The 13,811-nt window shown below is 46.1% G+C and carries 11 protein-coding genes; 4 read left to right on the top strand and 7 right to left on the bottom strand.

The window, feature by feature from the left end; genetic code table 11:
• Positions 1–141: 141 nt before the first annotated feature.
• Positions 142–2,148 (top strand): bifunctional diguanylate cyclase/phosphodiesterase, encoded by a 2,007-nt coding sequence (locus tag QOZ98_RS05125; protein ID WP_308786420.1) that lies wholly within the window; start codon positions 142–144, stop codon positions 2,146–2,148.
• A gap of 404 nt (positions 2,149–2,552) precedes the next feature.
• On the opposite strand, the gene QOZ98_RS05120 is transcribed toward QOZ98_RS05125, so the two are convergent.
• The 5 genes from QOZ98_RS05120 to QOZ98_RS05100 all read right to left on the bottom strand — a co-directional run bounded on the left by QOZ98_RS05120 (position 2,553) and on the right by QOZ98_RS05100 (position 8,554).
• On the bottom strand, positions 2,553–3,020 hold the full coding sequence (locus tag QOZ98_RS05120; protein ID WP_142827042.1) for a threonine/serine exporter family protein: 468 nt from the start codon (positions 3,018–3,020) through the stop codon (positions 2,553–2,555).
• A gap of 12 nt (positions 3,021–3,032) precedes the next feature.
• Complete coding sequence (locus tag QOZ98_RS05115; protein ID WP_308786419.1) at positions 3,033–3,788, bottom strand: threonine/serine exporter family protein; 756 nt, start codon at positions 3,786–3,788, stop codon at positions 3,033–3,035.
• A gap of 110 nt (positions 3,789–3,898) precedes the next feature.
• Positions 3,899–5,038 (bottom strand): zinc-dependent alcohol dehydrogenase, encoded by a 1,140-nt coding sequence (locus QOZ98_RS05110; RefSeq protein WP_308786418.1) that lies wholly within the window; start codon positions 5,036–5,038, stop codon positions 3,899–3,901.
• 105 nt (positions 5,039–5,143) lie between these two features.
• On the bottom strand, positions 5,144–7,303 hold the full coding sequence (locus QOZ98_RS05105; RefSeq protein ID WP_308786417.1) for a beta-propeller domain-containing protein: 2,160 nt from the start codon (positions 7,301–7,303) through the stop codon (positions 5,144–5,146).
• A 69-nt stretch (positions 7,304–7,372) separates the two neighbouring features.
• Entirely contained in the window at positions 7,373–8,554 is a 1,182-nt protein-coding gene (locus QOZ98_RS05100; RefSeq protein WP_308786416.1) for an alanyl-tRNA editing protein, read from the bottom strand.
• A 110-nt stretch (positions 8,555–8,664) separates the two neighbouring features.
• Here QOZ98_RS05100 and QOZ98_RS05095 point away from each other — a divergent pair, with 110 nt between their 5' ends.
• Positions 8,665–9,576 carry a diacylglycerol/lipid kinase family protein gene (locus tag QOZ98_RS05095; RefSeq protein WP_308786415.1) on the top strand — a complete coding sequence of 304 codons (912 nt, stop codon included), beginning with the start codon at positions 8,665–8,667 and terminating at the stop codon, positions 9,574–9,576.
• Positions 9,577–9,635: 59 nt separating this feature from the next.
• Here QOZ98_RS05095 and QOZ98_RS05090 read toward each other — a convergent pair whose 3' ends face one another.
• Both QOZ98_RS05090 and QOZ98_RS05085 read right to left on the bottom strand, forming a co-directional pair.
• Complete coding sequence (locus QOZ98_RS05090; protein WP_308786414.1) at positions 9,636–10,802, bottom strand: saccharopine dehydrogenase family protein; 1,167 nt, start codon at positions 10,800–10,802, stop codon at positions 9,636–9,638.
• Between the two features lie 21 nt (positions 10,803–10,823).
• The gene (locus QOZ98_RS05085; protein ID WP_308786413.1) at positions 10,824–12,305 is read right to left on the bottom strand and encodes an aldehyde dehydrogenase family protein; all 1,482 of its coding nucleotides are present in this window, start codon (positions 12,303–12,305) and stop codon (positions 10,824–10,826) included.
• Between the two features lie 420 nt (positions 12,306–12,725).
• On the opposite strand from QOZ98_RS05085, the gene QOZ98_RS05080 reads away from it, so the two are divergent.
• Positions 12,726–13,580 (top strand): MerR family transcriptional regulator, encoded by an 855-nt coding sequence (locus QOZ98_RS05080; RefSeq protein WP_308786412.1) that lies wholly within the window; start codon positions 12,726–12,728, stop codon positions 13,578–13,580.
• Positions 13,573–13,713, top strand: coding sequence for a hypothetical protein (locus QOZ98_RS05075; RefSeq protein ID WP_308786411.1), 141 nt, complete (start codon positions 13,573–13,575; stop codon positions 13,711–13,713). The genes QOZ98_RS05080 and QOZ98_RS05075 overlap by 8 nt, the downstream gene beginning before the upstream one ends.
• Positions 13,714–13,811: the final 98 nt, after the last annotated feature.

Raw genomic sequence — 13,811 nt, 5'->3', positions numbered from 1 at the left:
TTATGCCTATTCTCTCACGATTGTCAAGGAAAGGATAGTGAAAAATCCATGAATTTCCTTTAGAGATTATTTTGAAAAGGATGACGATAGACCTTTTCTTCTCTATAATGAAAGTACACTACGGTTAAGGAGCGTCAAAGAATGAGCGAATTGCAAGGTAAATTAGCTGACACCCTCGTTTTTAACCATATTCCTTTCCCCATCATCATCTTAGACCAAGACGGCTTGATTGCATGGTGCAACCAGCATGCCGAGCACGTTTTTCAAATAGAGTCCGAAGCGGTCAAAGGCCAGCTTTCTCCTTATATGAATCCTGAAAAAGCAGCGTTAAGCAAGCATTCATGGGAAAAACTTCTGCATACTGAGGAACCGGTTAAATTTGAAGATGTGGAAATAGAATTGGGCGATGGAATAAAGGCCTATACAACAGTTGTAGCCAAGTCCTACACTTCAAACAATGAACAGTTCGTCATGACGATCTATGAATTGGATGAAGGCGATGAAGAGGGCTCTGCCCCTAAAGAATTAAACCATTTGCGCAATGGTTTGGACGACTCTTTCATGCTGCTTTATTTTGATCAGGAATTTTTGATTACATATGCGAATCCCTTATTTTTAAAATTGAGCAAGTGGACGCCAAAACGGATCTTAGGCAAGCCGGTCTGGCACATGTTTGGAGATGGTGAAGCGGATGTCAAATTTGTCGATTCCATTCTATCCACGTTAAGAGAAGGCAATGTCTGGAACGGCGAAGCGAAAAAAGTGAAAAAAGATGGCGAAGTTTATTGGGTTGATCTGACAGCCATCCCTATGCAGCTTTCCACCGATGATACGTATTACATTTTCCTGGAAAAAGATATAACTGCCAACAAAAAAGCCCAGCAGCATCTCGAGGAAATCGCCTTTATCGATCCGGTAACAGGGTTAGAGAACCGGCACCGTCTTGAGCAAGTGGTCAATGAATATATAGAAGAAGGACGCCATTTTTCCTTCATTTTTCTGGATATTGACCGTTTTTATACTTTGCGGGATGTGTCAGACACAGACACTGAAAACGAATTGCTCATCGAATTCACGAAACGGCTGCGGATGTATTTTTCCGACTCCATTATTACACGCGCCGGGCTGCACGAATTTGCTTTGGTGACACCGTTGAGCAACTGGTTTATCGAAGGCTTTCTTCATTACCTTAAGCAGCATCCGATCTATCTGCAGGGTACGGCGGTGCCAATGACCATCAGCGGCGCCATCACCAAATATCCTGAAGACCAGCAAAGCTTTATGCATTTGATCAAAGCTTCTTATGCCACCATCAAAAAAGTAAAAGATCGGGGCGGCAGTGCCATTTCTGCGCTGACATCCGATGACCATGAACGTTTGAATCGCAAAGCTCTTATCGAAAAACGGCTGATCTATGCATTGGATCGCAAAAACTTGCAGCTCCTGTATCAGCCGCAGGTAAACTTGAACAACGGCAAAGTTGAACGAGTTGAAGCTTTGGTGCGTTGGACGGATTCAGAAATCGGCGTAGTTACACCCGATGAACTGATTCCCATTGCAGAAGAAAATGGTCTGATCAATGAAATCGGCAGCTTTGTCATTGAAACTGCCTGCAAGCAATTGAGTGATTGGGAATCTAAAGGCATTGATCTGCAAATCAGCATCAACTCTTCCATCCGTGAGTTCCGAGACAAGGACATGGCAAAAATGCTGCTCGATCAGTTAAAAATCAATAATTGCAAAGCCAGCTCATTAATGATTGAAATCACTGAGAAATTCGCTCTTGAAGCCGAGGCTGAACGTTCAATCATGACTCAGATGAAGACACTTCACCAAGAAGGCATAAGTTTTGCATTAGATGACTTTGGAACTGGCTACGCTTCGTTCCGCTATATGCTTATGCTGCCAATATCTTCATTAAAGATAGATCAAATGATTATTCAGTCCATCACCAAGCAAGAAAAAATACAAAAGTTGATCAACGGTATGATTCAGTTTGGGAAGTCGCTTGATTTCCAAGTAACAGCTGAAGGCGTTGAAACCAACGAACAATTTGAACTACTGCGCGCCATGGGCTGCGACAGCCTGCAAGGCTACATTATCGGCCATCCGATGAATGCTGCAGACCTGGAAAAGTGGCTGGGGTAAACAGAAAAGCGGAAGCTGCCATATAGCCCCGACAAGCGCTGGAAGCCTTATCGGTAATGGCGATCTTTGCCATTGCTGATAAGGGTGAAGCGACTCGAGGGGCTGGCAGCTGGAGCTAGACAACACAGAAAAGCGGAAGCTGCCGTTTAGATTCGACGGGCATAAGACGCGCTGGCGAAGCGGCATGTTTTTAGCCGCACAGCCAGAGTGGCTTATGACCCTAGAATCTGGCAGCTGGAGTCTGGACAAAGAAAAGCGTAAGCGCCCAATCGCAGAAGCTAACCTAAGATCGCGACTTCCTGTCGCAACGGTTATCTGACCCGCATCCCGCGGCCCCTAGAATCTGGGCGCTGAAGCTAGACAACACAGAAAAGCGCATAAAAAATGGGTCTGACAAACAAGAATTACTCTTGTGTCAGGCCCATTTTTCTTTGTATTCTTTTTGCCTGCCGCTTGAAGAACAGCTGCATCAGCACTTCTGCAAAGACCAGTCCCATCGCAACCGCGCCTGAAATCATCAGTGCTTCAGATGCAAATGCAATAGCTTCCAGGTAATTATGCTCAACAATATTTCGCATCGCGTTATAAGCCTTGCTTCCAGGCACCAACGGAATAATTCCGGCGATGCTGAAAATGATCATCGGCATCCGAAATTTCTTAGCCAGCAAATGTGCCACAATTGAAACCACAAATGCTCCGGCAAAAGAAGCTTGTACGGAATCTTCGAAGACAAGGAAGAACGTGCGGTAGATGAGCCATCCGCTCATGCCGACTAGCCCACAGCTGATCAATGTTCTGCGCGGCGTATTGAAGATGACGCCGAATGCGCCAGCTGCCAAAAAGCTGAGAAATGCTTCCAATGGCCAGTTCATCCGATCTCCTCCTTAAAATGATAAAACTACCGCGATCCCGGCACCAATAGCGAACGCTGTTAAAAAAGCCTCTGCCCCTTTAGACAACCCAGACACAAAATGCCCTGCCATCAAATCCCGTACTGCATTGGTAATCAAGAGCCCCGGAACAAGCGGCATGATTGAGCCGATGATCAGGGTATCCAAATCTGTCGCGAATCCGGTATAAACCGCTATCGAAGCCAGTATTCCGACCACAAAAGAGCCTATAAATTCGGCAAATATCTTCACCCGTGTTTCTTCGAGAATGGTCTCGACTATGATAAAACCGATACCGCCAAACACAAAAGCAAAAGGAAGATCAATCCAGCTGCCCCCCAATAGGATCAGGAAACAGCCACTTGCTACTGAAGCTGCTAAAATCTGCAGCCATATATTGAATCGATAATTGGTTTGATCAATAATCAGCAGTTCATCGTAAGCCTGCTGCACTGTATATTCTCCGGCCACCAATTTCCGGGAAACGGAATTGACAAGTGCTACCCGTTCAAGATCGGTACTCCGGTTATTAATACGGACAAATCGTGTCGCCAGCTCTTCACTCGGAGAAAACATGATGCCTGTCGGTGTCACGAAGCAATGAGAGTTTACCATATTTTGTGAAACGGCCATTCGGATCATTGTATCTTCCACGCGGTAAGTTTCGGCACCGCTTTCCATCATGATTCGGCCAGCCAGCAAAAAACAATCCAACGCGAGTTCACGCCTGGTCTCTCCTATTTGTGTCACATGTTTCGCCCCTCTCGCAGTCGGTTTCAGTACCCATCATAACGCACATGGACAAAAAATTAAACGCCCCGACTCTGCGGGGCGTTTAATGGACTGCGAATTATGAGCCATTATGGCTTCAGTACAACTTTTGTACAGTTGTCCTGATGGTCATTAAAGATTTGATAAGCATCACTGGCACTTTCCAATGGCACAATATGTGAAATGATTTCGCGCGGATCAAATTCTCCATTTTCGATTTTTTCATACAGCATCGGCATCAAATGGATCACTGGAGCCTGCCCCATCTTCATGGTGACATTCCGTTCAAATATATTGCCTAGCGGGAATTGGTTATACGTCAATCCGTAAACTCCGGTTAACTGGATCGTCCCAAACTTGCCAACAGCATCTTTTGCGATGTCAATGGCACTTAAAGTACCACCCTGAAGCATCAATTTTTGCTGAACCGCTTCTGACGGTGATTTTTTGCCGTCCATTCCGACACAGTCGATGACAACATTTGCTCCACCTTGCGTGATTTCGTGGATCAGGGCACCTGTATTGTCATGCATGCTGAAATCAACAATTTCAACATTGTTCATTTTTTTGGCAAGTTCCATTCTGTATGGAATTTCATCAACTGCAATTACGCGGCTGGCACCTTGCATCCAGGCAAACTTTTGCGTCATTAATCCAATTGGGCCGCATCCAAGGACAACGACCGTATCACCTTTTTTAACGCCGGCATTTTCTACACTCCACCATGCGGTTGGCAAAACGTCTGACAGGAACAACAGCGATTCATCTTCCAGTTCAGAGGATTCTGGAATCAACAGAGGCATGAAATTTCCGTAAGGCACACGCAAATATTCGGCTTGTCCACCTGAATAATCACCATAGCGTTCCGTCAAACCAAAATACCCGCCGGTGTCAAAATGAGGGTTGTCATTTGAGTTGTCACATTGGCTTTCCATTTCGTTGCTGCAGTAAAAGCATTTCCCGCAGCTGACGTTAAAAGGAAGAACGATACGGTCCCCTTTTTTTACTTTGGTGACATCGGGTCCCACTTCTTCCACAATTCCCATTGGTTCATGTCCGATTACCGTGTCTTTTGTTGTCGGCAATGCACCTTGATAAATATGCAAATCCGTACCACATATAGCAGTTGAGGTGATTTTTACGATGATATCATCTTTTTTCTGGATTTCAGGATCTTTTACATTTTTTACCTGCATATTCTTTGCTCCTTGAAACGTTACTGCTTTCATCGATATCCCTCCAGTTATAGTTTTCAGAATACTCATCAACTTCCCTATTTTTGCTAATTAAAAACATAAAAAAAAAAGAGGCACCTGTAAATATGCCTCTTGCTGCTATTTATCAAATGTCATACTGCTGATTGGTTCAAAGGTTTCCAGGCTGTAGCTTTTGATTTCACCATTTGCTACTGTGTACAGTTCTTCCCCAATATATAGAATTCGCTGTATCGCGGTATTCCAATCTTCGTATTGATCATCAGTTTGTTCAATCAAACTGGCGGCTTGGGAAATCCCATCTGGAGTAATGGTGTAAATCAACGCGCCTTCACCATCAAAATCTATATAATCACCGGCAGTTTCTTCATAAAGTGCTGCTGGAAAACCAAACAAGTTCTTTTCCTGATGCGTAAACAAAGCTTTGTGATCGTATTGAAGCGTCGAGTATGTGCCAGGCCCTCCGATAATCTCCGTATCTTTTTCTACTGGAGCTGCAAAATCGCTGACATCGAATAAGGAGATTTTCATGCCGCCTGTCACGACGCGCGGTTCTCCATTCTTTACAGGCACCAATTTCGTATCATAGCCAAAACCGATTAAATGTTCCTCGTCCAACGGATGCAGATAATTTGAGAAGCCCGGAATCTTCAGTTCTCCAAGCACTTGTGGAGAGGAAGGAACCGAAACATCGATGACAAAAAGTGGATCGGTTTCTTTAAAGGTCACCATATAAGCCTTATCTTCGATAAAGCGGGCTGAATAAATCCGTTCGCCAGGTGCCAAATCTTCTACCGACCCCACTTGATTCATTTGCCCATCCAGAACAAATAGGTGGTTTTTTGATGGAGAAGTCACATCCCACGCAATCCCTTCTGTCGTTGCTGCACGGAAATAACCATTGTGTTCATCCATCGAAAACTGATTGAGCAAAGAACCAGTAATTTGTGCAGAAGCCAAAAATTCAACCGCAGTACCATTCAAACCGAATTTAAACACTTCCGTATTTGCCTGCTGCGGCATCCAAATTGCCATTTCACTGTTGCCGCTCAGTTCGTCATCGCCTAATGGAACATAGGCAGAGGCCGTCAAATAAAGATTTTCTTCATTCATATAAAGCTGTTCGCTGCCGCCTAAAAATCCTTCCGTCGAGACATCGTTGGTTTCAGGAACAGCCAAGTCAATCGTCGTGATGACACTGTAGCTGCCTTCCATGGTCCCCGGCAGAATTGCGATGCTGTCATAAGAAATAGGCTCAAGTTCTCCACCGTTTTTTGAGTCGTAGCGATGCGGACGCAGTTCCGGTTCGTCCTGTTCTTCCAGAATCCAATAATCCGGATAGACACTGGTCACAAAATAAAGAACATTACTGCTCAGCCTTGCGCCGCTCAAATTTCCTTCAGCGCCGAATTCACGGATCAGCTGAGGCGACTCAGGATTGCTGATGTCATATAAGTAAACGGTTGTCAGGCCCAGATATGGCTGCTGGCTGCTTGGCAGATGCCAATCGTCCATCGGCATGGCGGAATAGCTGCTGCCCAGGATGATCAGTGTATCTCCCGATAGAAACAGCTGCTGCGGATAGGTTTCCTGTGTAAAAGGCAATTCCGCGGCGACAGCCATTTCCTCGGGATTCCGTACATCTGAAATCATCACGCGCGATTCGCTGATCGAGTAAATATATGAACCATCTGTCTTTACTAAATCAGCTTCATCCACTCCCTCCACCTGATTGTTGGTGGTTGAATGGTCGCCTCCCACCCCTTCACTTTCGCCAGATGCAGAGTCAGCGGATTCTGCAGTTTCTTCTCCACTTTCAGCAATTGTGCCCCCGTATTGCTGGTTGTTCTGCTGCATTTCCATCAGCTGTGCAAAATAGTTCCGCAGCTCTTCTTCATCCGTAAGCTGCTCTAATTGATCCTGCACAACAAATGAAATTTCAGTACTGACCAAACTTTTCATGAAGTTGTTTTTTAATGCTGCTCTTTTCACATGCAACTGGTATTGGCCGGTGGCAATTTCAGGTATTTCCAATGTCTTGCCATTTTCAAGGATGATCATTTCCACATCGACCCGTCCACCTTGTGCATCTGTGAGATAGACATCGCCTTTATCGATGGCATCCTGCTGGAGCGAGGAAGAGAAGTTGGCTTTCCAGCCCTGCTCGGCTAAAGCGACAGACGAAGCGCTTACCGATACTTTGTCGTTAAAAAAGACAAACGCGAGACCTATTAAAATAGCTGCGATCGCGGCAAAAGCCCAAACTTTTTTCTTCTTCACGATGCTTCACGCCCTTTCAGACATCCCTTTTCCCATTAGACCCAGAAGCAACCGAAAAGTTACAAGCATTCACTTGAATTTTTTTAAAGTTTCCCGAAAAACCTCTTGAAATGCTTCCGGAGATTTCCCGGTCCTGCCGCCTCCCTGAGCAAACTGGGCGTTCCCTCCCCCCTTGCCTTCAGTCAATGCCAGAAGGCCTTTCAGCACTTCACGCATATCACCTGGTGCCTGTTCACCTTTGGCGCATACCAGACGCATATCACCTTGAGAAGAACTAATGAACAGCAGGGTCGCTTCTGCATGCTGACCGATCACTAGACGGGCAAGCTGCTGCAGTTCCTTGACTGGACGCTCTTCGAAAACTCGTTCGATCACGCCATTGGCCGGAAAGATTGATGCAGCTTCGAGGAGTAACACATGTTCCTGAAGATTCTTGATTGTTTTATTGGCTGCTGCTTTTTCAGCCAATAAGGCTTTGGCAGCCTCCGGCAACTGAGCAGCCGGCGCATTCAATTGGACGACTAATTTGTCTGTGGTTTCCATCAAAAAGTTAAAATGTTCCAAGGCCCGCGTACCACACAAAAAATAAACCCGCATGCCGCTTTTGGCTTTTTCTGTAGAAATGATTTTCAATAAGCCGATATCTGCTGTATTCTTTGGGTGAGTGCCTCCACAGGCATTCACATCGATGCCGTCGATTTCCACCAGGCGAATATCTCCTGCCACTGCCGGCGGCTTTCTCAGTTGGAGCATTTTCGCCTCGCTGTCCGTGATCCAGCGAGTCCAAATGGCCAGGCGTTGGCTGATCAGCTGATTGGCCCGATTTTCAACATCTTTCAGCTGAGCATTGGTTGCAGTATCCAAGTCCAAATCGATGGACACCCGTTCTTGCCCTAAGTGAAAACTTTGGGTCTTAAAGCCGTACATATCTTCCAACAAAGCGCTCAACAGATGCTGGCCTGCATGCTGCTGCATATGATCCCATCTTTTATCCCAATCCACTTGGGCGGAAAAACTTTCTTGAGGCAGCTGGATATCCGTATAATGGCGTATCTCGCCTTCAACGGTCTGGACATCCACTACTTTGGCAGACCCGATTTTTCCCGTATCCGCCGGCTGGCCTCCTCCTTCAGGGTAGAAGCAGCTTTGATCCAATACAGCATAAGGGCCGCTGGCGTCTTTTGCACTGCGAAGCACTTGCACATGTGCTTCTGAAATTTCCGAATCCTGATAAAACAGTTTCATTGTCATATCGACACCTCATTTTTATTAGTCCAGTTATTACGCTGGTTTCGATTGTTTACAGAATTACCGTTAGTGGAATTGTAGAAGTAAATAGAAGTTACAGGAGGGCACACAAAATGCCTAAGTTCAATCGTTCCGTATTATTGTATAACGGCAATGCCGGAGCGTCTACGATAGACGCTGTCCTGAAGCTTGCTGTTCCCCACTTGGCCGAAGCATCCAAGTCACTCGAACTGATCCAAACCGCTTCGCCCGAAGAATTCGAAAATGCTTGCCAGACCACCGCAACATATGCCGATATTTTATTTATTGCCGGAGGTGACGGGACTGTCCATTCTGCGGTCCGTGCGTTGTCCAGCCTCCCGGCAGCTCCGCCAATCGCCATTATTCCAAGCGGCACCTGCAACGATTTTGCACGCACTTTGAATATTCCGTTGGACTTGGATTTGGCGTCGTCTGAACTCGTCAACGGCGAAATCAAAGAAATCGATACAGGAAAAATCAATGGCGGTTCGTTTCTTAACTTTGCTGGAATCGGTCTGATTACCGATGCATCTTCCAATATCGATCCGCATCTAAAAGACCGATATGGGAAACTCAGTTACTTTATGAGCGCGCTGCAATCCATGCGGCAGGCCACTCCATTCTCGGTCTATTTGAAAATCGATGGCATCAGCTATGCTGAAGAAGGAGTACTGGTGCTTGTCATGAACGGCAAATCGATCGGCACCCACAACTTTCCGCTCTCGACCATCGACCCGGCAGATGGCCTGTTGGATTTGTTTATCATTCAAACGTCTTCACTGGCTGCATTGCGGGAATGGTTTTCACTGTCCCAGCCCGGGGTTGCAACAGAAGAACTGGAACACATCACCCATTATCAGGGCCGGTCCATTTCCATCAAAACTGATGAAGAGCTGGATGTTGATACCGACGGCGAAATCTACTTGAAAACTCCCTTGGAGATCGAGATTGAACCACGCAGATTGAAAATGCTCGTTCCGAAAAAAGTGGTAGAATTGATTTAAACGGCAAAAAGGATGGTTCCTGTCGGAGCCATCCTTTTTTATTTTTTAGAAGCAATGCATTAGTTTTGCAAAGCCGAACGGTGGATGGTTTCTTTAATATCGACACCACGTTTTGCCATCTCTGCTATATATTCCTCACCGGGTACGATCATTTCTGGAGGATAGGCACCCTGCTTGTCGATCGTTCCGTTACCAATCATCTGCGCCACAGCGGAAATGGTGTAAGCCGTCGCCTGTGCCATTGCCGTAACACCTGTGGCAGGATCTTTCACGGTCACCATATTGTATTCATAACTGATTTCTTCTCCTGCTTTCACACCCGTTACAAACACCCGCAAAACGACGGCATCCTGCTTATCACCCAGTTCCGTTATCGGTTCGAGCACCGCTTTTAACACTGAGCGGAGCTTGACTTCATGTCCGTCCACTTCCACTTTTTTTGTCCGGTCTGTAAAGCCCAGGTCCACCAACAGCCTGAACTTTTCGGCGTGGCCTTTATAGCGTAAGGTTTTGTACTCCAATGAATTTACATCACTGAAAGTATCAGTCAAAGTCGACGTGCCGCCGGATGTATGGAAAGCCTCCAGTTCACCAAAGCCTTCAAATTCCACATGCTCGATTTCAGATAAAGACTCAATCTCCAGCAGCCTGCCGCCGCGAATCACATATGATTTGTCGGTATAATGATCAAAAACGCCTTCCAGTGAAAAAACATGATTATATTCCAGCGGAGGTTCAGGATGGACAGGAATGCCCCCGACAAATAACCGGATGTCAGATACTTGATCGAGCTTGCTGGCGCCATACCCTGTAAGGATATTAATCATTCCCGGTGCTACGCCCAAGTCAGGAATCAATGTGATGCCTTTTTGCTGAGCTTGCTCATGCATGTCAAGCACCGCTTCTGTCGCACCTCCGATATGTCCGCCCAAATCCACTGCATGGACACCGCACTCGAGCGCAATGGCTGCCACTTTTTCGTTGAAGCTATAGAACAGGGCGTTGATGACAATGTCCCCTTTCGAAATAGCTGCTGCCAATGCCCTATCATCACTGGCATCCAGCTCCAGCACTTCAACTTTGCTGCTGCCGAGCTGCTCTCTGAACTGTTTCGTCGGAATGACATTCCGGTCCGCTAAAAAGACCTGTTCAACAGCATCATCTGCAACCAGGTCGCGTGCCACCTGTTTTCCCATCAAACCAGCACCTAATACGACGATTTTCATCTTCCACATCCCCTTTCGCCATTAAGTTTCATTATCGATCTGTGCACGCTGCAATTTCCCACTGTAGTCGACATAGACACTCTTCCATTCAGTAAAGACATCCAGTGCCGCGACACCTGAATCGCGATGGCCGTTGCCCGTGCCTTTTGTTCCGCCGAAGGGAAGGTGAATTTCGGCGCCTGTCGTCCCTGCATTTATATAGACGATTCCAGTATCCAAATCGCGCTGTGCTTTAAATGCCCGATTGATGTCAGCTGTATAAATTGAACTGGACAGTCCGTATTTTACGCCATTGTTTACTTCAATCGCTCTTTCAAAATTTGCTACTTCTATAATGGACACGACCGGTCCAAAAATTTCTTCCTGGGCGATGCGCATGTCTGGCGCCACATCCGTAAACAATGTCGGAGCGTAATAGTTTCCTTGGTCGTAAATGCCGCCTGTCAAAATTTCGCCGCCAACCAGCAGTGTTGCTCCTTCTTTTTTCCCGATTGCGGTATACGAATGAATTTTTTCAAGGGCTTTGCGGTTGATGACCGGTCCTACTTTGATTGATTCATCCGTTCCGTCTCCAATCGTCAACGCTGCCATCTTCAACAACAGACGTTTTTGCAGTTCCCCTTTGATATCTGAATGGGCAATAACGCGGCTGCAGGCGGTACAGCGCTGTCCAGCGGTTCCAAAGGCACTCCAGAGAATCCCTTCAACTGCCAAGTCCAAATCAGCATCATCCATGACGATCACCGCATTTTTGCCGCCCATTTCGAGCGATACTTTCTTCAAGTTTCGTCCACCCGCCTCAGCCACTTTACGGCCGGTTTCTGTTGAGCCGGTAAATGAAATAACACGGACATCCGGATGCTCAATCAAAGCAGTACCCACTTCAGCACCCGCACCGAAGACGACGTTGGCGACTCCATCTGGAAGGCCGACTTCTTTGAATATCTTTGCCATTTCATAGGCCATCATCGGCGTTTCGGTGGCGGGTTTCCAGATAAAGGTGTTTCCTGCCACTATTGCCGGAAACGATTTCCAAGTCGCTATTGCTACAGGGAAGTTCCAAGGAGTGATAAGCCCCACCACACCTATGGGAGAGCGGATGCTCATCGCAAACTTGTCGGCCAGTTCCGATGGCGTTGTTTCACCGAACAAACGCCTTCCCTCACCCGCCATATAGTAAGCCATGTCTATGCCTTCCTGAACCTCGCCGCGCCCCTCTTCAATGACTTTCCCCATTTCTTTCGTCAGCACTTGAGCAAGTTGCTCTTTTCGTTCTTTCATCAGGCGTCCAATTTCATATAAATAATCCGCACGCCTAGGTGCCGGTACTTTCGCCCATATTTTTTGTGCTGCGTGTGCCGCTTTTACCGCCAGATCAACATCTCCTGCGGTTGACATCTGTACCTGTGCCAGCTCTTCTCCATTTGCCGGATTCAAGACAGATCTGAATTCCGCTTGTTCGGCATGCTGCCATTGCCCATTCACAAAATTAGTCAGTTTCATGATTTTCCCCTTTCATCCAACATATTTTGATAGCGCTTTCATTACCATTATTCCACAGATAGTCCGGAAAGTCCCCGGAGATTTCTGAACTATCTGTTTTTATTTTCCGGTAAATAATCTCATGCCATTTATGTAAGTTGAACTAGTGATTTTCACCAGCCAACTTGCTTTCAATTCACTCCATTTCTTAGATTGCGCGGTGATTGGCTGGCGGTTTAAAAATGATGACTCCTAAGTTCTACCTCTTAAGATTGAAATTAAGCAGAACTGCATCCATTTACTTTGAAGAACCCAAAGTGGTTATAGAACCTCTTATTTTTACTGTTAGGAGACAAAAACAATACATTTTAGCGTCTTTTTCCATAAACTATTGACACTGACGGTGCGTTATAGTGTATTTTAAAGAGAGAGGTGATTAGATTGTACAAAGTACAAGAAGTAGCAAGAATAGCAGGCGTCAGTGTACGGACTCTCCATCACTACGACAGCATTGGTTTATTGAAACCATCAAATATTGGAACTAACCGCTACCGCTATTACAATGGGGAAGATTTAAAGTTGCTCCAGCAGATTTTATTCCTGAAAGAATTGGACTTTTCGTTAAAAAAAATACAGGAACTTGTGGCTGATGGTTTTGATCGAGAGTATGCATTGTCTCAGCACATCGAGTTGTTGGAACAGAAAAAACAGCGCATCGAAAACCTGATCCAGAATGCAGAACGCACGCAGCTGGAACTTCAAGGGTTGCAAAGCGTGACGGATGCGGAACGTTTTTCCGCGTTCACCAGCAGCAAAGCTGAAGATTTAATTGCAAGATACCAAAAAACTGGCATCAGTACACCTATACTTGAACAGAAAGAAGTTTCCCAGGCTGCGCATATCTTCGGCGACGATTCAGCTGTTGCTGTCGCCGTGGCTCCGGTAGAAACCGCTGTATCCGAAGTACCGGCTCCAGCAGTTAGCGAGCCGGTCAAACCTGAAAAAGAAGAAGAAGATTTGGAAGAAATCAACCGTGAAGGAGACCGTATTTACAATACAGTCGCCAGTTTGATGCATCTTCCACCAGAAACGCATGCCGTCCAACAAGAAATGAAAGCTTACTACACCCTGTTGAATCGATTCTACGACTGTTCGCCGAAGATGTTCCGCGGCCTTGGCGACTTGTACGCATCAGACAGCCGTTTTGCTGACAATATCGATCAGCACGGCCAAGGCTTGGCTAAATACTTGAAAGAGGCAATGCATGTCTACGCAGAAGGGTTACAGGATGCGTGAACTCATCGGCCCGTGCAGCAATTGCGGTAAAGATGTCTATTGCCGCGATGGATTTCTCGACGGAGTTTATCTAGAAGGAGAACTGGTCTGTTTTGACTGCGAAGAACAACAAGATGAACTGACGCAAAAGTAAATCTTTTGCGTTTTTTCTTTTCCTAAAAACATGGAGTTTTCATATCAATGACTATATAATTAGCCCATTAACTATGACAACGAACCGGAAATGAGTGA

Origin of the sequence: Planomicrobium stackebrandtii, from assembly GCF_030814955.1 — a bacterium.
In the GTDB taxonomy this organism is placed as follows: Bacteria; Bacillota; Bacilli; order Bacillales_A; family Planococcaceae; genus Planococcus; species Planococcus stackebrandtii.
The sequence above is the reverse complement of the archived record's forward strand: the minus strand, read 5'-3'. Positions and strand labels throughout refer to the sequence as shown.